The organism is Variovorax sp. LjRoot290, from assembly GCF_964253985.1.
GTDB lineage: Bacteria > Pseudomonadota > Gammaproteobacteria > Burkholderiales > Burkholderiaceae_C > Variovorax.
Map to the genome: position 1 here is coordinate 4,288,863 of NZ_CAXURW020000001.1, position 17,961 is coordinate 4,306,823.

The following is a 17,961-nucleotide window of genomic DNA, read 5'->3' on the forward strand; positions in this document are numbered from 1 at the left end:
GGACATCGCCATGACTTCGCTGCCCCTGATCGACATCGCGCCGCTCACCGCATCGACGCGCGAGCGCGCCGCGGTCGCCGCGCAGATCGGTGAGGCCTGCCGCGCGCACGGCTTCTTCTACATCACCGGCCACGGCATCGACCCCGCGCTGACGCAGCGGCTCGAAGACCTGAGCCGCGCCTTCTTCGCGCGGGGCGAAGCAACCAAGATGCAATGGCGCATGGAACTCGGCGGCCGTGCCTGGCGCGGCTACTTTCCAGTCGCGGGAGAACTCACCTCGGGCCGGCCCGACTGGAAGGAAGGGCTCTACCTCGGCACCGAGCTGCCCGACGACGATCCGCTGGTGCTGGCGCGCACGCCGGTGCACGGGCGCAACGTGTTCCCCGACCTGCCGGGCTTCAAGCAGACCATCCTCGACTACATGGCGGCAGCCACAAGGCTCGGCCACACGCTGATGGAAGGCATCGCGTTGAGCCTGGGTCTGCCCGCCTCCTACTTCGCCGAGCGCTACACGGCCGACCCGCTGATCCTGTTCCGCATCTTCAACTACCCGACGCAGCCGGTGCCAGCGAACCTCGACGTGCAATGGGGCGTGGGCGAGCACACCGACTACGGCCTGCTCACCATCTTGCGGCAGGACGACATCGGCGGACTGCAGGTGCGCACGGGCCAGGGCTGGATCGATGCCGCGCCGGTGCCCGATGCCTTCGTCATCAACATCGGCGACATGCTCGACCGCATGACCGGCGGCCTCTACCGCTCGACGCCGCATCGCGTGATCCGCAACACCTCGGGACGCGACCGGCTTTCGTTCCCTCTCTTCTTCGACCCCAACTTCCATGCGCGCGTGCGGCCGATCGAAGGCCTGCCGAAGCCCGCCGTGGTCGACGACAGCGCCACGCGCTGGGACCGCGCCAACGTGCATGCCTTCAACGGCATCTATGGCGACTACCTGCTCGACAAGGTGTCGAAGGTGTTCCCGCAACTGCGCAGCGCGGTGCTGTAGGCGCGCGGCAGTCCGGACTCAGATCTTCGCCAGCGCCTGCTGCAGATCGGTGCGCAGATCGTCCAGGTCTTCCACGCCCACCGACAGCCGCACCAGCCCATCGCCGATACCCAGCCGCGCGCGCGTCTCGGCTGGAATGGTGGCGTGGGTCATGATGGCCGGGTGCTCGATCAGGCTCTCGACGCCGCCCAGGCTTTCGGCCAGCGAGAAGATCTGCACCGCCTCGAGAAAGCGCCGCGTGCCGGCCAGGTCGCAGCGCAGGTCGATCGAGATCATGCCGCCGAAGCCCTCCATCTGGCGCCGCGCCAGCTCGTGCTGCGGATGCGAAGGCAGGCCCGGGTAGTGCACCCGCGCGACCTGCGCCTGCCGTTCGAGCCACTGCGCCAGCACCAGCGCGCTGCTGCAATGGCGCTCCATGCGCAGCGCCAGCGTCTTCACGCCGCGCAGCGTGAGGAAGCTGTCGAAGGGCCCGGCGATCGCACCCACCGAGTTCTGCAGGAAGCCCAGGCGCTCGCGCAGCGCCTCGTGCCGCGCTTCCCGGCCGACGATGGCAACGCCGCCGATCACATCCGAATGGCCGTTGAGGTACTTGGTGGTCGAGTGCACCACGACGTCGAAGCCCGCCTCCAGCGGACGCTGCACCCACGGGCTCGCGAAGGTGTTGTCGGCCACGCTCAAGATCCCGCGTTCGCGGCAGATCTCGGCGATGGCGCGCAGGTCGGCCAGGCGCAAGAGCGGGTTGGTCGGCGTTTCGACCCAGACCATGCGCGTGTCCGGCCGCAGCGCGGCGACGAGCCTGGCGGGATCGGTGAGGTCGACGAAGCTGAAGCGATGCCCCGCGCTGCGCGCCCGTACGCGCTCGAACAGGCGAAAGGTGCCGCCGTAGACGTCGTCGCCCGAGACGATGTGCGAATTGGCGTCCAGCAATTCGAGCGTGGTCGAGATCGCGGCCAGGCCGGAGGCGAAGGCGAAGGCCGCCGAGCCGCCTTCGAGGTCGGCGATGCAGCGCTCCAGCGCCCAGCGCGTGGGGTTGTGCGAGCGGCCGTAGTCCAGCCCCTTGTGCACGCCGGGGCTCTGCTGCACATAGGTCGAGGTCGCATAGATGGGTTGCATGATCGCGCCGGTCGAGGGGTCGGGCGACTGGCCGGCATGGATCACGCGGGTGGCGAAACCCTTCTTCGGGGTGTTGGGTGGGTCCTGGGTCATTTCAAGCTTCTCCGCAGGTGATTCAACAGGTCGACGCGGGTGATGAGGCCGTGGAATCCGGACTCGTCCGCGATCATCGCCACCAGGCCGCGGTCGAGCACGGCCTCGAGCTCGGCCAGGCTGGCGCCGGACGGCAGAGTCTCGGGCACGTCGGTCATCGCGCTCTTCACGCTCGAACGGAAGCGGCCGGCGTCCGCATGCACGGCCAGCAGCAGATCGGATTCGTCGATCACGCCGACCAGTTGCGCGCCTTCGAGCACCGGCAGCTGCGACACGTCGGCCAGCCGCATGCGCTGGAAGGCGGTGAGCAGCGTGTCCTCGGGGCCGACGCTGATCACGCTGCCGTCCTCGAAGCGGCGCGAGACCACGTCGCGCAGATCGCCATGGTGCTCGCGCACGAGCAGGCCCTGGTCGAGCATCCACTGGTCGTTGTAGACCTTCGAGAGATAGCGCGTGCCGGTGTCGCAGACGAAGGTGACGACGCGCAGCGGCCGCGTCTGCGCGCGGCAGAAGCGCAGCGCTGCAGCCAGCAGCGTGCCGGTGGAGGAGCCGGCGAGGATGCCCTCGGCACGCAGCAGCTCGCGCGCGGTGCCGAAGCTTTCCAGGTCGGAGATCGAATACGCATGCTTCACGCCCGACAGATCGGCGATGCCCGGGATGAAGTCCTCGCCGATGCCCTCGACCGCCCACGATCCGGCTTCGCCCACCGTGCCGCTTCGCGTGTACTCCGCGACCACCGAGCCCGCCGGATCGGCCAGCACGAAGAAGAGCTGCGGCTGCAGTTCGCGGAAGTAGCGCGTGAGCCCGGTGATGGTGCCACCCGAGCCGACGCCGACCACGATCGCATCCACGTCGTGCCCGCATTGCTGCCAGATCTCGGGGCCGGTGCTGGACTGGTGCGCGAGCGGGTTGTCGGGGTTGTTGAACTGGTCGGCGAAAAAGGCGCCGGGGATCTCCTTCGCGAGCCGCGCGGCGTAATCCTGGTAGTAGTCGGGATGGCCCTTGCCCACGTCCGAGCGCGTGGTGTGCACCTCGGCGCCGAGCGCCTTGAGGTGCAGCACCTTCTCGGTCGACATCTTGTCGGGCACCACCAGCACCACGCGATAGCCCTTGGCGCGCGCCACCAGCGCCAGGCCCAGGCCGGTGTTGCCGGCCGTCGCCTCGACCACGGTGCCGCCGGGTTGGAGGCGGCCGTCGCGCTCGGCCGCATCGATCATCGAGAGGCCGACGCGGTCCTTGATCGAGCCGCCGGGATTCTGCGACTCGAGCTTGAGGAACAGCGTGCAGGGGCCGGTGTCCAGCCGCGTGACCTGCACCAGCGGCGTGTTGCCGATCAGGTCCAGCACCGCGGGTCGGGTTTCAGTCGTCATGTCGTCCACCTTGTGCAGTCGACATGATCGTAGTCGCCCTGCGCCTACTCCGCTGCCCGCCGCAGCGTGTCGACCACCGGCCGGCGCAGCACTTCGCGCAGGCCCCACCAGCCAGCCGCGAGCGCGAGCACGGCGCCGGCCAGCGAGCCGGCGATGGGCACCAGCGGCGAAGCGGTCCAGGTGAAGTCGAACACATAGCGCGCCAGGCCCCAGCCGATCAGCGAGGCGACGATGCTCGCGAGGAAGCCGGCCAGCAGGCCCACGCCCACGAGTTCGGCGCGCTGCACCTGGCGCAGCAGGCTGCCGCGCGCGCCGACCGCGCGCATCACGGCGAATTCGCGCGCGCGCTCCTCGCGCGTGGCGGTGACCGCCGCGAACAGCACCACGAGGCCGGCCGCGAGCGTGAAGCCGAACAGGAACTCCACCGCGCGGATCACCTGGTCGAGCACGCGCTGCACCTGGCCGATGGTGGCGCTCATGTCGACGTTGGTCACGTTGGGGTAGCTGCGCACCAGCGCGTTGTCGAAGCCCTTCACGTCCGGCGCGCGGAACGCGCCCATGTAGGTGAGGGGCACCTCGGGCAGCGCATCCACGGTGTACATGACGAAGAAGTTGGCATGCAGCGAACCCCAGTCGACCTTGCGCAGGGAGGTGATGCGCGCATCGTTCTGCATTCCACCGATGTCGAAGCGCAGGCTGTCGCCGAGCTTCATCCCCAGGGTCTCGGCCAGCCCTTCCTCGACGCTCAGCTCGCCGGCGGCGCCGGGCTTCCATGCGCCGGCCGTGACGACGTTGTGCGCCGGCGCCTCGGCGCTGGTGCTCAGGTTGAACTCGCGGTCGACCAGCCGCTTCGCGCGGTCGTCCGCGTAGTCGTCGGGCGAGACCGACTTGCCGTTGATGGCGACGAGGCGCCCGCGGATCATGGGATACCAGTCGAACTTCCTCACGCCGTTGTCGCGCAGGGTCTTCTGGAAGCCCTCGCTCTGGTCGGGCATGACGTTGATCACGAAGCGGTTCGGCGCGTCGGGCGGCGTCGCCTTGCGCCAGCTGGCCACGAGATCGGTGCGCAGCAGCACCAGCAGCACCAGCGCCAGCAGGCCCACCGCCAGCGCGCTGACCTGCACCACCGCATAGGCCGGCCGCGCCGAGATCTGGCGCGTCGCCAGCACCAGCCAGCGCGGCGCCGTCGTTTCGTTGACGCTGCGGCGCAAGAGCAGCACCGCGATCCAGCTCAGGAGCGCGAACACCGCCACCGCCGCCGCGAAGCCGCCGACCGCGATCAGCCCCAGCTTCAGGTCGCTGCTGGCCGCCACCAGCAAGGCGGCAAAGCCGGCCACGCCGAGCGCCAGCACCGCGATCGAGGCCGGCTTCAGGTTGCCGACGTCGCGCCGGATCACGCGCAGCGGCGGCACCTGCGCGAGCTGCAGCACCGGCGGCAGCCCGAAGGCGAACAGCAGCGTGAGTCCCATGCCGAGGCCGAAGGCCACGGGCCAGAGGGTGGCCGCGGGCAATGCGGTCTCGACCAGGCCCGCGAGCAGCAGCACGAAGACATAGTGCACGCTGTAGCCGATGGCCACGCCGAGCGCGCTGGCAAAGAGGCCGATGGCGGCGAACTCGAAGGCATAGGCCTGCGCGATGGTGCGCTGGCTCTGGCCCAGCACGCGCAGCATGGCGCAATCGTCCAGGTGGCTGGCCGCGAAGCCGCGCGCGGCCAGCGCCACCGCCACGGCCGACAGCAGCGCCGCCAGCAGCGCCACCAGGTTGAGGAATTTCTCGGCCCGGTCCAGCGTCTGGCGCATCTCGGGGCGGCCGCTTTCGAAGGAGTCGAGGCGCAGGCCACGCAGCTCGCCCTTCTTGATCGCCGCGTCGGCCCAGTCGCTGAAGGTCTTGACGGCGCGCGCCTCGCCGGCCACGGCAAAGCGGTAGCTGACGCGGCTGGCCGGTTGCACGAGGCCGGTGCGCGGCACGTCGGCCTGGTTGAGCATCACGCGCGGCGCGAAGCTCATGAAGCCAGCGCCGCGGTCGGGCTCGAGCGTGATCACGCGCGCGATGCGCAGGCCGGCATCGCCCAAAAGCAGCGTGTCGCCCACCTTGAGCGCCAGCGATTCGAGCAGCGACGCATCGACCCAGGCGTCGCCCGGCGCCGGCACGTCCCGCGTCGGCCGGCCCGGCACGCCGGGCTCGGTGCTCACCTGCAGGCTGCCGCGCAGCGGATAGCCGTCCTCCACCGCCTTGAGCGCGACCAGCTTGCTGGCGCCGCCCTGCTCCTCGCCGGCGCGTGCCATGGTCGGAAAACCGTAGGTGCTCGCGTCCTGCAGCCCGAGCGCACGTGCACGCTCGACGAAAGCCTTCGGCGTCGGGTTGTCGCTCGCCAGCACCGCATCGCCGCCGAGCAGCTGGCGCGCATCGCGCTGCAGTCCGCCCTTGAGCCGATCGGCGAAGAAACCGACCGCGGTGAGCGCCGCCACGGCAAGCAGCACGGCCACGATGAGGAGCCGCAGTTCGCCGGCGCGCAAGTCGCGCCAGAGGGTGCGCCAGCCTAGGCGAAGAGAAGCATTCATGGGCGAGACGATAGCCGAGCCGCAAGGCCCGGCCAAACCGAAGGGCTTAGGCGGCGCTCGTGACGCGGGCGCCCGCGAGCTCAGGCTGCAACACCAGCCGCTCGGCACCGGCATAACAGACGAAGCGCTTGTTGGTCGCGCGCCCGATCGCGCACAAGCCCACGCGCATCGCGACCTCATGACCCATCTGCGTGATGCCGCTGCGCGAGACCACGATGGCCACGCCCATCTGGGCCGACTTGATCACCATCTCGCTCGTGAGGCGCCCGGTGGTGTAGAACACGCGGCCGCCCGTAAGCCTTTCTGCGGGCTGCATCGCGATCCAGCCGGCGATGGTGTCGATCGCGTTGTGGCGCCCCACGTCCTCGACGAAGCACTGCATGTGCGCTTCATCACCCTGGCCGAGCGTGAACAGCGCGCAGCCATGCACCGAGCCGGCCGACTTGTAGGTGCTCTCCTGGAGCCGGATGACGTTGACGAGCGCATAGAGCTGCGCCTGCCGCATGCGCGTGCCGGGCAGCTCGAGCTTGTCGATGCCGGCCATCAGCTCGCCGAACACGCTGCCCTGGCCGCAGCCCGTGGTCACCACCTTCTTGGCGGTGCGCTCCTCGATGCGGTCGATGCCGGCATGGGTCTTCACGGCCGCCGCACCCACCTCCCAGTCGACCGTGATCGATTCGACGTCGGCCGCGGACTCGATGAGCCGCTGGTTCAGCAGGTAGCCCAGCACCAGCAGCTCGGGCTGGGCGCCGAGCGTCATCAGCGTGACCAGTTCGCGGCGGTCGACGTAGACCGTCAGGTCGCGTTCGGCCGGGATCGAGACGACGCCGCGTTCGCCGTGCTCGTCGACGATCTCCACTTCGCGCGTGAGTTCGGCGCGGGCCGAAGTCAGGCGCGGAAGCGGCAAGGCAGTCGTCACTGTTTCGGCGTGGGATTCGTCGCCGCCGCTGGCTGGGCGGTGCTCGGCGGCGCAGCTGCCGTGGCGGCCGGCGAATGGGCACCCGCGGCCTCGATCGGCTTCTGCTCGGCCGGCGGCACGAAGGCGAAGGGGCCGGGGTCGGTGCAGGCGGGCGTCGCCGGCGCCGGCGGCAACTGCTTGCCAGCCGCTGCCGCGCTGGCGCGGTATTTGGCCGCCACCTTGTCCTGCGCCTGGCAGAGCTGGTAGGCATCGACCTTGCCTGTCCATGCGGTCTTGGCCGCGGTCTCCGCGGCCTTGAGCTTGGCCTCGGGCGTGGAAGGCGGCGCGGGCAGCTTGGCGAAAGCGGTGGAGGCCAGGCCCAGGGCCAGGCCGCAGACGATCAGCATCTTCTTCATGAGGGGCTTCCTTCGACCCGGACGGTCTTCGCGGGCGCGGCGCCCGAGACCTCGGCGCTGCGCTGGACCGGAATCTTGCCGGCAGCGATGTCGTCGTACCAGAGCTCGTGATGTTCGCGGGCCCAGGTCTCGTCGACATAGCCGTGGCGCATGGCGCTGAAGGCGCCCTTCATGCCCAGCGTGCCGATGTAGATGTGGCCCATGATCATCGCCATCATGAGCAGCGTGGCCACCGCGTGGACCATGTGCGCGATCTGCATCTCGCCGCGCGTGTAGACGAAGCCCGGCAGCAGCTTGTCGAGGAACAGGCCCGAGCCGGCCACGATGCTGCCGAGCACGAGGATGCCGCCCCAGAACACCACCTTCTCGCCAGCGTTGAAGCGGTGCGAAGGCACCTCCTTGCCGCCGAACAGGCCGCCGAAATGAGCCAGCCACTGGAGGTCCGCCTTGCGCGGGAAGTTGTCGCGCACGAAGGTGATGAACATCAGGATGAGCGTGACGACGAACAGCGGGCCGACGAAGTTGTGCACGGTCTTCAGCGCATAGGTCAGCCAGCCGAACAACGCGGCGCCGATGATGGGCAGCAGCAAGAACTTGCCGAAGGCCATCACCAGGCCCGAGACGGCCAGCGTGACGAAGGCGATCGCGTTCGACCAGTGCGTGGCGCGCTCGAAGGGCGTGAAGCGCTCGATCTTGCGGCCGGTTTCGGTGCCGTGCAGGCCGATCGCGCCGCGCGTGAAATAGAAGATCGCGATCGCCAGCAGCATCACGAAGAGCAGCGCCGCACCGTAGGGAATGATCCAGTCGTTGCGCACCTGGCGCCAGGCCTCGCCGGCGTTGGTATAGCGCGAGCCCGGGTACTGCACGAAGCGCTGGATCAGGTTGCCGGCTTCGGGCGCCTGAGACTTCGGCAGGCTGCTGTAGCCCGTCACGCCTTCGCCCACCTGGCGCCACATCGGCGCGTTGTTGCCGGGCTGCACCTTCGCGCGCTCGGCATTGCTTTGCTGCAGGTAGTTGGGATCGGCGCTCGCCTCGGGCTTGACCTCGAAGATGTTCTGGCTTTTGATGCCGCCGGCCTGCTGCTGCTGCGGCGCCGCAGCGGCGGCAGGCGGCTCGGCGACCGCGCCGCCGGCAGCCGGGTTCGGCGCCTGGGCCAGGGCCGGGCCGGCGGCCAGCGCGGCGATGAGCACCAGGGCGTTCAGAAGAGCCTTGTTCATGCAGCCTTCCTTCCGCTCAGTTGTCTCGGACGTAGTCGTTCTGGCCGTTCTGCGCGCGCGTCTTGAGCTGCTGCTGCCAGGCGTTCTTGTCGCCGACCTGCCAACCCGACGCGGTGAATGCCGTGCCCGCGTTCTGCTGCGTGCCGGTGCCGGTCCAGGGCGCGGCATCGAGCTTGACGCCCTCGGCGTTGGTCTGCGGCTTCTCGCCACAGGCCGCCAGCAGCACCGCGGCCGAGCCGAGCGCCATCGTCAATGCCAGTGCGCGCCTCATTTCGTGCCTCCGTTGGTCGGCGTGCCGGCCTGCTTCGAGCCGTAGGCCGTGCCCCAGCCCCAGACTTCGGCGCCCTTGCCGCGATGCAGCACGCGGGTGCGGAAGATGTCGGCCACCACGTCGCCGTCGCCGGCGAGCAGCGCCTTGGTCGAGCACATCTCGGCGCAGGCCGGAAGCTTCCCTTCGGCCAGGCGGTTGCGCCCGTACTTCTCGAACTCGGCCTGCGAGCCGTTGGCCTCGGGGCCGCCGGCGCAGAAAGTGCACTTGTCCATCTTGCCGCGCGCACCGAAGGTGCCTTGCGAGGGGAACTGCGGCGCGCCGAAGGGGCAGGCGTAGGAGCAGTAGCCGCAGCCGATGCAGACATCCTTGTCGTGCAGCACCACGCCTTCTTCGGTGCGGTAGAAGCATTGCACCGGGCACACCGCCATGCAGGGCGCGTCGGAGCAGTGCATGCAGGCCACCGAGATCGACTTCTCGCCCGGCACGCCGTCGTTGAGCGTCACCACGCGGCGGCGGTTCACGCCCCACGGCACCTCGTTCTCGTTCTTGCAGGCCGTGACGCAACCGTTGCACTCGATGCAGCGCTCGGAATCGCAGACGAACTTCATTCTTGCCATATCGATTCCTCTTTATGCTTTCTCGATGTTGCAGACCGTGGTCTTGGTCTCTTGCATCATGGTCACGCTGTCGTAGCCGTAGGTGGTCGAGGTGTTGATCGCCTCGCCGCGCACCACCGGCGCCGCGCCCTTGGGGTAATAGGCGAGCATGTCCGCCCCCTGCCAGTGGCCGGAGAAGTGGAAGGGCATGAACACGGTGTCGGGACCCACGCGCTCGGTGACCAGCGCCTGCACGTTGAGCTTGGCGCCGGTGGGCGTGTGCACCCAGGCGCGCTCGCCGTTGCGGATGTTCTTCTCGGCCGCTACCTTGGGGTTGATCTCGATGAACATCTCCTGCTGCAGCTCGGCGAGCCAGGGGTTGGAGCGGGTTTCCTCGCCGCCGCCCTCGTACTCGACCAGCCGGCCCGAGGTCATGATGAAGGGGAACTTCTCGGCCACCTTGTCGGCGATGTTCTTCTGCTGCACGCTCTTGTAGAGCGTGGGCAGGCGCCAGAAGGCCATCTTGTCGTCGTGCGTCGGGTACTTGGCCATCAGGTCCGGCCGCGTGCCGTAGAGCGGCTCGCGGTGCTGCGGGATGGCATCGGGGAAGTTCCACACCAGCGCGCGCGCCTTGGCGTTGCCGAAGGGGTGGCAGCCATGGTTCTTCATGGTCACGCGGATGATGCCGCCCGAGCTGTCGGTCTTCCAGTTCTTGCCCTCGGCCTTGGCCTTCTCGGCCGCGGTGAGCTCGTCCCACCAGCCGAGCTTCTTGAGCAGCAGGTGGTCGAATTCCGGATAACCGGTGGTGATCTCGGCGCCCAGCGAATGCGAGCCGTCCTCGGCCAGCAGGTTCTTGCCGTTGCGCTCGACGCCGAAGTTCGCGCGGAAGTTGCCGCCGCCGTCCATCACGTGCCGCGTGGTGTCGTAGAGGTTCGCGCTGCCCGGATGCTTGAGCTCGGGGGTGCCATAGCAGGGCCACGGCAGCCCGAAGTAGTCGCCCGAGAGGTCGTAGCCGTTGACCTTGTCCTTGCCCGACTTGGCCCTGAGCGTGCGCACGTCGAAGGCGCCCATGTTGCGCATGTGGGCCTGCAGCCGCTCGGGGCTCTGCCCGGTGTAGCCGATGGTCCAGACGCACTTGTTGATCTCGCGCAGGATGTCGTCCGGCACGGGCTCGTCCATGCCCTTGACCTTCTGCATCTTGTAGTTCTTGCTGAGCTCCTTGCCGAAGCCGAGCCGGTCGGCGAACTGCTGCATGATCATGTGGTCGCTGCGGCTTTCCCACAGCGGCTCGATCACTTTTTCGCGCCATTGCAGCGAGCGGTTCGAGGCGGTGACGGAGCCGCTGGTTTCGAACTGCGTGCAGGCCGGCAGCAGATACACCGCGCGATTCGGATTCAGGTCTTCCGAGCGGCCCGGCATCGCCGCCATCGCCGCGGTGGCCGAGGGGTACGGGTCCACCACCACCAGCAGGTCCAGCTTGTCCATGGCCCGCTTCATCTCGAGGCCGCGGGTCTGCGAATTGGGCGCATGGCCCCAGTAGAAGACGCCGCGCAGATTCGAATCCTGGTCGATCAGCTCGTTCTTCTCGAGCACGCCGTCGATCCAGCGCGAGACCGTGAGGCCCGGCTTGGCCATCATCGCGGGCGAAGCGAAGCGGCCCTTGATCCACTCGAAGTCCACGCCCCAGGTGGCGGCGAAATGCTTCCACGAGCCTTCGGCCAGGCCGTAGTAACCGGGCAGCGAATCGGGGTTGGGGCCGACGTCGGTAGCGCCCTGCACGTTGTCGTGGCCGCGGAAGATGTTGGTGCCGCCGCCCGACTTGCCCACGTTGCCCAGCGCCAGCTGCAGGATGCAGGAGGCGCGCACGATCGCGTTGCCGATGGTGTGCTGGGTCTGGCCCATGCACCAGACGATGGTGCCGGGGCGGTTCTCGTTGAGCCAGGTTGCGACCTTCAGCACCTGGGCTTCCTTGACGCCGCAGGCTTCCTCGACCTTGTCGGGCGTCCACTTGGCCATCACGTCGGCGCGCACCTCGTCCATGCCGAAGACGCGGTCGTTGATGTACTTCTTGTCTTCCCAGCCGTTCTTGAAGATGTGGTACAGGATGCCGAAGAGGAAGGGAATATCCGAACCCGAACGGATGCGCACGTACTCGTCGGCCTTGGCCGCGGTGCGGGTGAAGCGCGGGTCGACCACGATCATCTTGCAGCCGTTTTCCTTGGCATGCAGCATGTGCAGCATGCTCACCGGATGGGCCTCGGCCGCGTTCGAGCCGATGTAGAGCGCAACCTTCGAATTGCGCATGTCGTTGTACGAGTTCGTCATGGCGCCGTAGCCCCATGTGTTCGCCACGCCGGCGACCGTGGTCGAGTGGCAGATGCGCGCCTGGTGGTCGCAGTTGTTGCTGCCGAAGAAGCTCACGAACTTGCGCAGCAGATAGGCCTGCTCGTTGTTGTGCTTGCTGGAGCCGATCCAGTAGATCGAATCGGGGCCGCTGGCCTTGGTCAGCTCCTTGAGCCTGGCGGTGATCTCGTCGAGCGCCGTGTCCCAGCTGATGCGTTCGTACTTGCCGTTCACCAGCTTCATCGGATAGCGCAGCCGGTACTCGCCGTGGCCGTGCTCGCGCAGCGCCGCGCCCTTGGCGCAGTGCGCACCCAGGTTGAGCGGCGAATCGAACACCGGCTCCTGCCGCACCCAGACGCCGTTCTCGACCACCGCGTCCGAGGCGCAGCCGACCGAGCAGTGCGTGCAGACCGTGCGCTTGATCTCGATCTTGCCGGCGCCGACCGCAGCCGGCTTGCCGTCCCCGGCGGCTTCGGCCTTGCGCATCAGCGTGAGCTGGCCCGCGGCCAGACCGACGCCGACACCCAGCCCGGAGCGCCGCAGGAAGGCGCGCCGGTCCATGGTCGGCAACGCATTGGCGAGGCCGCGCCGCAGGCTGTGGACGAAGGGCGAGGAGGAGGAGGAGGAAGAGGAACGGGAAGAGGCACTGTCGAGCGCAGCGCCGGTCGCTTTCCGGGTCAACAACATGGTGGTGTTCGTCCTCAGGCCGAAGTGGTCTTGTAGTAGTGCTTGACGTGCTCGCTCAGCGTGTAGCCGCCGCCCTTCTCGGGCGCAGGCTTCGGAACGGGTGTGGCGGCGGAAACAGGCTCCGGCGCGACTTTGGGCAGCACCGTGACGGCTGCTGCAGCTGCGCCGACCGAGGCGGCGCCGAAAAAGAACCCGCGGCGGGACGCCGGCTTGGGACCGGCGGATTGGCTGTCCTGCATTAACAACTCCAGGAGTGGCTGGGTGGAACTAGATATGAAACCAGTTACATATATTTGGATACTAGTCGAGACCCTGATATTTCGTAAATCTATTTCCCTCAGACTCAGTTCAGCATGTCGAAGCCCTGCGCTTCGACCTCTGCGAATGCGCGCGTCAGCACCGCCAACGCGGCATAGAAGTTCGCCTTCGGATGCTGCGCCACCGCATCGCACATGGCGGGCAGCCAAGACTGAACATGGGTCGAGAAGAAGGCCTGCTGCTGCGTGAGATTGGCGACCGCGACGTCCTCGCCCGCGATCAGGTAGCGCATCACTTCGAACAGGCAGGCGATGTGGTCCTCGGTCTCGGAGACCGCCTGCTCGCGCGCCAGGCCGAGCCGGTCGAGGTCGGTACGCAGCTGGGCCAGCGGCTTGTCGTTGAGAAAGCCGCTCAGGTAGTGCGAACCGAACAGGTAGACCTCGGGCTTGCCGATGCCGCCGAAGAGCGCGTCGTACTCGCTCTTCGCCGCGGCGGCGTCGAGGCCGCGCGCCACGCCCACGAGCTGGCGCCAGGGCTCCTCGAGAAAGGCGCCCGCGGCCGGCGCCTCGGTCGGCGCGACCTGGAAGACGCCGAGCAACTCGGCATCGGGCGCCGCATACCAGAGCCGCGCCAGCAGGCCGTAGAGCTCGGCGCGCGCAAGCTCCTCGTCGAGCGCGGAGGAAACCGGAAAACTATCGCTCATAACTGCGTGATCTTCATTTCGTTCTGCGCGCTGTACAGGTCGATGACCCGGCAGTCGCTGCACATCTTGAGCCGCTCGAGCGCCTCGCCCTGGAACATCGCATGGCCCGCGAGCTTGCCGAGCATGGCCTCGATCGCCTTCTGCGTGCCGAAGGGCTTGCCGCAGCGGATGCAGCTCCAAGGCTTGGCTTCGTTGAGCACCACCGGCTGCTTGCGCTCGGCCGCGACCAGCAGCCGCGGCACCAGCGAGATCGCGTCCTCGGGGCAGGTGGTTTCGCAAAGACCGCACTGCACGCAGTTCTTCTCGACGAAGCGCAGCTGCGGCGCGTTCGGGTTGTCCTGCAGCGCACTGGCCGGGCAGGCGCTGACGCAGGCCAAGCACATCGTGCACTTGTTCTTGTCGACCTCGATCGTGCCGAAGGGCGAGCCTGCCGGCAGCGGAATCGCGAGTGGCGCTTCGGGCGCCGCCTTCAGCGCCGGCGCCGCGTCGATCAGGTGGTCGAGCGCGAGTTCGAGCGTGCTGCGTTTCTCGGTGCCGACCGCGAAGCGCGCCGCCGTGGCCGGCCGCTGCTGGCGCGTGTCGCGCAAGGCGGCCAGCGCGGCATCCAGGGCCGCGGGCGTCGCCGCCTCGATCAACCGGAAGTGAGTTCCCGTGTAGCCCAGCCCCAGCAGCAGCGCCTGCGCGATCGCCATCTGCTTGCGCAGCGCATCGAGGTAGGCCGGCGCCTCCTCACCGGTCGCGAGCACGGCCACCTGCGAAGCGCCGAAGGCGACCGCGCTGAGCCAGAGGTCGATGCCGGTGCTTGCGGCATGCCAGAGGCCAACCGGGATCACGTTCGCGGGCACGCCCTGCGCGCGGCCGAGCTGCGCGTCGCGCCCGAGCCGTTCGACCAGCGCCTGCCCGCCTTCCTGGCTGTGCAGCAGCAGCACGGCATCGCGCCCGCCCGCGCCTGCATAGGTGGAAAGCAGCGTGCGCAGCTTCAGGCCTTGGTCGGGCGTGCGCGGATAGGTGTAGCCGAGCGCTCCGGTCGGGCAGACGGTGGTGCAGGCGCCGCAGCCGACGCAGAGGTTCGGGTTGACGACGATGCGCTGGCGTTCCTTGTCGCTCGCCACCGCGTGCGCGGAGCAGACCTCGATGCAGGCATTGCAGCCGACCACTTCGTTGCGGCTGTGCGCGCAAAGCTTCTGCTTGTAGTCGAAGAACTTCGGCTTCTCGAACTCGCCGACCAGCTCGCGCAAGCGCAGCAGGGTTTGCAGGCCCTGCGCATGCGCGAGGCCGCCGGCCAGGTGGAAATAGCCCTGCGGCGGCGCATGCCAGTCGATGAGCGGCGCGGCGCCGAGATCGAGCACCAGGTCGAAGGCGCCGTCGAGTTGCGCGGGCGCGCGGCTGAAATCGATCGCGCCGGCCACCGTGCAGGCGCGTTCGCAGTCGCGGTGCGAGGTGCACTTGGCGTTGTCGATCTGGTAGTCGAAGCCGATGGCCTGTTCCGGGCAGACCGCGAGGCAGGCGTTGCAGCGCGTGCAGAGATCGAGGTCGATCGCGTTGTCGCGCGTCCACTGCAGCTTGAAGGCGCCGAGCCAGCCGGCGAGCGAATCGATGCGGCCCGCGATCACCGGCCAGCGGCGCTCCTGCGCACCGCCGAACATGCCGGGGCCCTGCGAAAAGATCGTGACGTCCAGCGCGTCGCCCACCAGCGCAGCCGCCTTCTCCGCTTCGTCGAGCGCACCGACGATCAGCAAGCGGCCCTGGCTCGCATAGCTGACCGTCGACACGGGATCAGGCTCGGGCAGGCTGGCGGCGGCGAGCAGCGCGGCGATCTTCGGCATCGCGCTCTTCGCGTCGCGGCTCCAGCCGCCGGTTTCGCGGATGTTGACGAAGCGGATCGGAGACACCGCATCCGGGGTCTGTTGCGCGAGCTCGCCGAACAAGCGCTTCTCCTGCGTACAGGCCACCACCACCTCGTCGCCGGACTGGATCGCGCGCTGGAAGGCCGGCGCCTCGCGCCGGCACAGTGCCGAATGGAGAGGCAGGTTCTCAGCCAGTGCCGTCCCGAGCGTCTTCGGCTCGAGGGGCATCGTCTTGTTGCAGTCGCAGATCAGCGTGGTGGTCATCGGTCTCTTGGCTGGCGGGTTGCGCATCGGCAACCGGCGGGCTGGGAACTTCCTCGGGAGGCATCGACTGTGCCACGTCCGGGGGTGCGTGGGCCTCAGGGTCTTCTTTCGATTCTTCTTCCTCGAACAGGTTCAGGAACTTCGCGCTCGCCATCTGGCGCAGCACGCTCTCGGGCACCGGGGTCGACTGGGAGTAGTCGTCGATGTAGGTGTCCAGCCCGTCCATCACATTGAAATGCGGATCGGCGAACAGCTTCTTGAAGGCCGCGTTCTTGACCTCGGGCGCGACGTTCTTCGCGACGAAGGGCTTGAAGTCGGAGTCGATGGTCAACGCTTCGGCATCAGCCAGCGTGGGCGGCGGTATTTCTCCTTCCCCCTCTGGCGGAAGGCCGGGATGGGGGCTGGGCGTCTCGACCAGCGCAGCCGGTTCAACCGGAACGGCCGCCACCGGCTCCGGCGGCGGCACCTCCCCTTCGCGCACCTGCTGCTTGCGCCGCGACCAGCGATCGAAGAAGCCCTCAGACATCGCCCGCTCCCCGGCCGCGCTTCTTCTCGGTCGACACGCTGGCCGCATTGCCGAAGCGGTCGACCAGCGGCTTGAAGCTCTCCGGCCGCTTGCGGCGCTTGGGCTCGACCACGTAGTGTTCTTCGACGAAGGCGCGCAGCCACGCCACCACCTCCTCGGGCGCCGGCACCTGCTCGACGTTCTCCTGCGCATCGAGCCAGCGGCCCGCTTCGTTGTAGCTCAGCGTCACCGTCAGCGGCCGCGCGATCGGCTCCGGCGCGAGGGTCGCCTCTTCTTCCATGCGCCACATCACGAACCAGCAGGGCGCGGGCGTTGTTGCGTTGAGCTGGTAACCCTCTGCTTCATCGCGAAACAGTTCGACCTGGAAGCCCGGGTGCAGCCAGCGCTGCGCGCCCTCGTCGTCGCGCAAGAGCCGCGGCGCGTCGCCGAAGCCCGGCTCGTCGGGCACCACCTCGTCGAGCGTCCAGCGCCAGGGCTGCCAATGGCTCGACGGGCCATGGAGCCGCTCGCGCCGCATCACGACCGCCACGGCGAGAGAAGGGTGTGCGCCCCCGGATGGAGTTTCGGATGGGACCATGCGGCGGACGATAGCCGATGCACCGCCGGCGACACGCAAGCGGGGTTTCGCGCCGGCGCAGCCGCTTCCCAAGCTCAAAGGCGAACCTTGCCGTCCTGCGTCAGCATCGACAGATCGACGTAGCTCGATGCCGCGTGATTGCGGGCACTGAAGTCGACGCGGAAGCCGCCGAAGTCGGCGTTCTGGATCGACTCCAGGCCGGCGACCAGCGAATCGCGCGTCGGCGCGCGGCCCGCGCGGCGAAGTCCCTCGGCCAGCACCTTGGCGGCCACGTAGCCTTCCATGCTCGAATAGTTGGGCTTGGCCTCAGGGCCGGCCTTGCGCGTGGCCTCCAGGTATTCGCGCGAGATCGGCGTGTTGGTCGAGAACGGAGAGGGCATCACCTGGCTGACCATGATGCCGCGGGCGTCCTTGCCGAGCTCGTCGCCCAGCGCCTCGGTGCCGACGAAGGACACGTTGAAGAAGGTGCCGCCGTAGCCGGCCTTGCGCGCTTCGCGGATGAAGGCCGCGCAGGCCTTGTAGGCGCCGATCTGCACCACGGCCGTGGGGCCGGCGGCAGTGATGTCTTTTACCGCCTGCGCGACGTTCACCGAATTGCGCTCGACCTTGCCCACGGCCACCGGGTCCAGGGCGAGCGGCTTGAGCGCACGCTTCACGCCCTCCAGCCCGGCCTGGCCGTAGGCATCGTTCTGGTGGAACACCGCGATCTTCCTGAGACCCAGCGAGGTGAGCTGCTTCACGATCAGCGCGGTCTCGTCGTAGTACGAGGCGCGGACATGGAACACCGTCTTGCGGAACGGCTCGCGCAGGGCCTCGGCACCGGTGAACGGGCCGAAGAACGGAATCTTCGCCGCGTCGACCAGCGGCATCGCCGCCAGGCAGGTGGGCGTGCCCACGTAGCCGAAGAGCGCGAAGACCTCGTCCTTGATGAGCTTGTCGGTGTTCGCCTTGCAGCGTTCGGGCTCGTAGCCGTCATCGAGCGTGCGCAGTTCGACGCTGCGGCCGTTGATGCCGCCCGAGGCATTGAGCGCATCGAAGAAGATGCGCGCGCCCTTGTTCATCTGAATGCCCAGCTGCTCGGCCGGGCCGCTGAATGCGGCCGATTGCCCGAGCACGATGCGCGCCGGTTGGGCCCAAGCCGGAAGTGCCAGCGCGGCGCTCGCGGCGGCAAGGCGTTGGATCGCGTGCCGGCGTTGAATCGGTTTTTCCATCGAG

The 17,961-nt window shown here is 68.3% G+C and carries 16 protein-coding genes; 1 reads left to right on the forward strand and 15 read right to left on the reverse strand.

Translation table 11 applies throughout. The features are described 5' to 3' along the window. Nucleotides 1-10: 10 nt before the first annotated feature. Nucleotides 11-1,006 carry an isopenicillin N synthase family dioxygenase gene (locus ACSQ9A_RS21340; RefSeq protein ID WP_436305068.1) on the forward strand — a complete coding sequence of 332 codons (996 nt, stop codon included), beginning with the start codon at nt 11-13 and terminating at the stop codon, nt 1,004-1,006. Between the two features lie 18 nt (nt 1,007-1,024). On the opposite strand, the gene ACSQ9A_RS21345 is transcribed toward ACSQ9A_RS21340, so the two are convergent. The 15 genes from ACSQ9A_RS21345 to ACSQ9A_RS21415 all read right to left on the reverse strand — a co-directional run bounded on the left by ACSQ9A_RS21345 (nt 1,025) and on the right by ACSQ9A_RS21415 (nt 17,957). Further along, a complete protein-coding gene (locus ACSQ9A_RS21345) occupies nt 1,025-2,212 on the reverse strand; it encodes a trans-sulfuration enzyme family protein (protein WP_093105999.1) in 1,188 nt (395 codons plus the stop codon). Next, nucleotides 2,209-3,582, reverse strand: coding sequence for a pyridoxal-phosphate dependent enzyme (locus ACSQ9A_RS21350; RefSeq protein ID WP_436305069.1), 1,374 nt, complete (start codon nt 3,580-3,582; stop codon nt 2,209-2,211). The genes ACSQ9A_RS21345 and ACSQ9A_RS21350 overlap by 4 nt, the downstream gene beginning before the upstream one ends. A 44-nt stretch (nt 3,583-3,626) precedes the next feature. Further along, nucleotides 3,627-6,143 (reverse strand): ABC transporter permease, encoded by a 2,517-nt coding sequence (locus ACSQ9A_RS21355; RefSeq protein WP_436305070.1) that lies wholly within the window; start codon nt 6,141-6,143, stop codon nt 3,627-3,629. A gap of 46 nt (nt 6,144-6,189) precedes the next feature. Then, nucleotides 6,190-7,050, reverse strand: coding sequence for a formate dehydrogenase accessory sulfurtransferase FdhD (locus ACSQ9A_RS21360; protein ID WP_436305071.1), 861 nt, complete (start codon nt 7,048-7,050; stop codon nt 6,190-6,192). Nucleotides 7,051-7,058: 8 nt separating this feature from the next. Further along, complete coding sequence (locus tag ACSQ9A_RS21365) at nt 7,059-7,457, reverse strand: hypothetical protein (RefSeq protein WP_093105988.1); 399 nt, start codon at nt 7,455-7,457, stop codon at nt 7,059-7,061. Next, on the reverse strand, nt 7,454-8,674 hold the full coding sequence (locus ACSQ9A_RS21370) for a formate dehydrogenase subunit gamma (RefSeq protein WP_436305072.1): 1,221 nt from the start codon (nt 8,672-8,674) through the stop codon (nt 7,454-7,456). The genes ACSQ9A_RS21365 and ACSQ9A_RS21370 overlap by 4 nt, the downstream gene beginning before the upstream one ends. A gap of 16 nt (nt 8,675-8,690) precedes the next feature. Continuing rightward, on the reverse strand, nt 8,691-8,945 hold the full coding sequence (locus ACSQ9A_RS21375; protein WP_436305073.1) for a hypothetical protein: 255 nt from the start codon (nt 8,943-8,945) through the stop codon (nt 8,691-8,693). Then, the gene (gene fdh3B, locus ACSQ9A_RS21380) at nt 8,942-9,562 is read right to left on the reverse strand and encodes a formate dehydrogenase FDH3 subunit beta (protein ID WP_436305074.1); all 621 of its coding nucleotides are present in this window, start codon (nt 9,560-9,562) and stop codon (nt 8,942-8,944) included. The genes ACSQ9A_RS21375 and fdh3B overlap by 4 nt, the downstream gene beginning before the upstream one ends. Nucleotides 9,563-9,574: 12 nt before the next feature. Further along, nucleotides 9,575-12,571 carry a formate dehydrogenase subunit alpha gene (locus tag ACSQ9A_RS21385; protein WP_436305075.1) on the reverse strand — a complete coding sequence of 999 codons (2,997 nt, stop codon included), beginning with the start codon at nt 12,569-12,571 and terminating at the stop codon, nt 9,575-9,577. 14 nt (nt 12,572-12,585) lie between these two features. Then, entirely contained in the window at nt 12,586-12,810 is a 225-nt protein-coding gene (locus tag ACSQ9A_RS21390) for a formate dehydrogenase (RefSeq protein ID WP_093105975.1), read from the reverse strand. Between the two features lie 104 nt (nt 12,811-12,914). Continuing rightward, entirely contained in the window at nt 12,915-13,532 is a 618-nt protein-coding gene (locus ACSQ9A_RS21395) for a TorD/DmsD family molecular chaperone (RefSeq protein WP_436305076.1), read from the reverse strand. Beyond that, on the reverse strand, nt 13,529-15,607 hold the full coding sequence (locus ACSQ9A_RS21400) for a 4Fe-4S dicluster domain-containing protein (protein ID WP_436306337.1): 2,079 nt from the start codon (nt 15,605-15,607) through the stop codon (nt 13,529-13,531). The genes ACSQ9A_RS21395 and ACSQ9A_RS21400 overlap by 4 nt, the downstream gene beginning before the upstream one ends. Then, nucleotides 15,567-16,169, reverse strand: coding sequence for a DUF3306 domain-containing protein (locus ACSQ9A_RS21405; protein ID WP_436305077.1), 603 nt, complete (start codon nt 16,167-16,169; stop codon nt 15,567-15,569). The genes ACSQ9A_RS21400 and ACSQ9A_RS21405 overlap by 41 nt, the downstream gene beginning before the upstream one ends. Further along, a complete protein-coding gene (locus ACSQ9A_RS21410) occupies nt 16,162-16,746 on the reverse strand; it encodes a DUF3305 domain-containing protein (RefSeq protein ID WP_436305078.1) in 585 nt (194 codons plus the stop codon). The genes ACSQ9A_RS21405 and ACSQ9A_RS21410 overlap by 8 nt, the downstream gene beginning before the upstream one ends. Before the next feature lie 74 nt (nt 16,747-16,820). After that, the gene (locus ACSQ9A_RS21415) at nt 16,821-17,957 is read right to left on the reverse strand and encodes an ABC transporter substrate-binding protein (protein WP_436305079.1); all 1,137 of its coding nucleotides are present in this window, start codon (nt 17,955-17,957) and stop codon (nt 16,821-16,823) included. Nucleotides 17,958-17,961 lie beyond the last annotated feature (4 nt).

What these genes read in the sequence shown, in the direction of transcription:
- ACSQ9A_RS21385 (WP_436305075.1), bottom strand. Translation starts at nt 12,571, where the DNA reads ATGTTGTTGACCCGGAAAGCGACCGGCGCTGCGCTCGACAGTGCCTCT.
- ACSQ9A_RS21350 (WP_436305069.1), bottom strand. Translation starts at nt 3,582, where the DNA reads ATGACGACTGAAACCCGACCCGCGGTGCTGGACCTGATCGGCAACACG.
- ACSQ9A_RS21405 (WP_436305077.1), bottom strand. Translation starts at nt 16,169, where the DNA reads ATGTCTGAGGGCTTCTTCGATCGCTGGTCGCGGCGCAAGCAGCAGGTG.
- ACSQ9A_RS21415 (WP_436305079.1), bottom strand. Translation starts at nt 17,957, where the DNA reads ATGGAAAAACCGATTCAACGCCGGCACGCGATCCAACGCCTTGCCGCC.
- ACSQ9A_RS21390 (WP_093105975.1), bottom strand. Translation starts at nt 12,810, where the DNA reads ATGCAGGACAGCCAATCCGCCGGTCCCAAGCCGGCGTCCCGCCGCGGG.
- ACSQ9A_RS21365 (WP_093105988.1), bottom strand. Translation starts at nt 7,457, where the DNA reads ATGAAGAAGATGCTGATCGTCTGCGGCCTGGCCCTGGGCCTGGCCTCC.
- ACSQ9A_RS21370 (WP_436305072.1), bottom strand. Translation starts at nt 8,674, where the DNA reads ATGAACAAGGCTCTTCTGAACGCCCTGGTGCTCATCGCCGCGCTGGCC.
- ACSQ9A_RS21345 (WP_093105999.1), bottom strand. Translation starts at nt 2,212, where the DNA reads ATGACCCAGGACCCACCCAACACCCCGAAGAAGGGTTTCGCCACCCGC.
- ACSQ9A_RS21400 (WP_436306337.1), bottom strand. Translation starts at nt 15,607, where the DNA reads ATGCCCCTCGAGCCGAAGACGCTCGGGACGGCACTGGCTGAGAACCTG.
- ACSQ9A_RS21355 (WP_436305070.1), bottom strand. Translation starts at nt 6,143, where the DNA reads ATGAATGCTTCTCTTCGCCTAGGCTGGCGCACCCTCTGGCGCGACTTG.
- fdh3B (WP_436305074.1), bottom strand. Translation starts at nt 9,562, where the DNA reads ATGGCAAGAATGAAGTTCGTCTGCGATTCCGAGCGCTGCATCGAGTGC.
- ACSQ9A_RS21395 (WP_436305076.1), bottom strand. Translation starts at nt 13,532, where the DNA reads ATGAGCGATAGTTTTCCGGTTTCCTCCGCGCTCGACGAGGAGCTTGCG.
- ACSQ9A_RS21340 (WP_436305068.1), top strand. Translation starts at nt 11, where the DNA reads ATGACTTCGCTGCCCCTGATCGACATCGCGCCGCTCACCGCATCGACG.
- ACSQ9A_RS21375 (WP_436305073.1), bottom strand. Translation starts at nt 8,945, where the DNA reads ATGAGGCGCGCACTGGCATTGACGATGGCGCTCGGCTCGGCCGCGGTG.
- ACSQ9A_RS21410 (WP_436305078.1), bottom strand. Translation starts at nt 16,746, where the DNA reads ATGGTCCCATCCGAAACTCCATCCGGGGGCGCACACCCTTCTCTCGCC.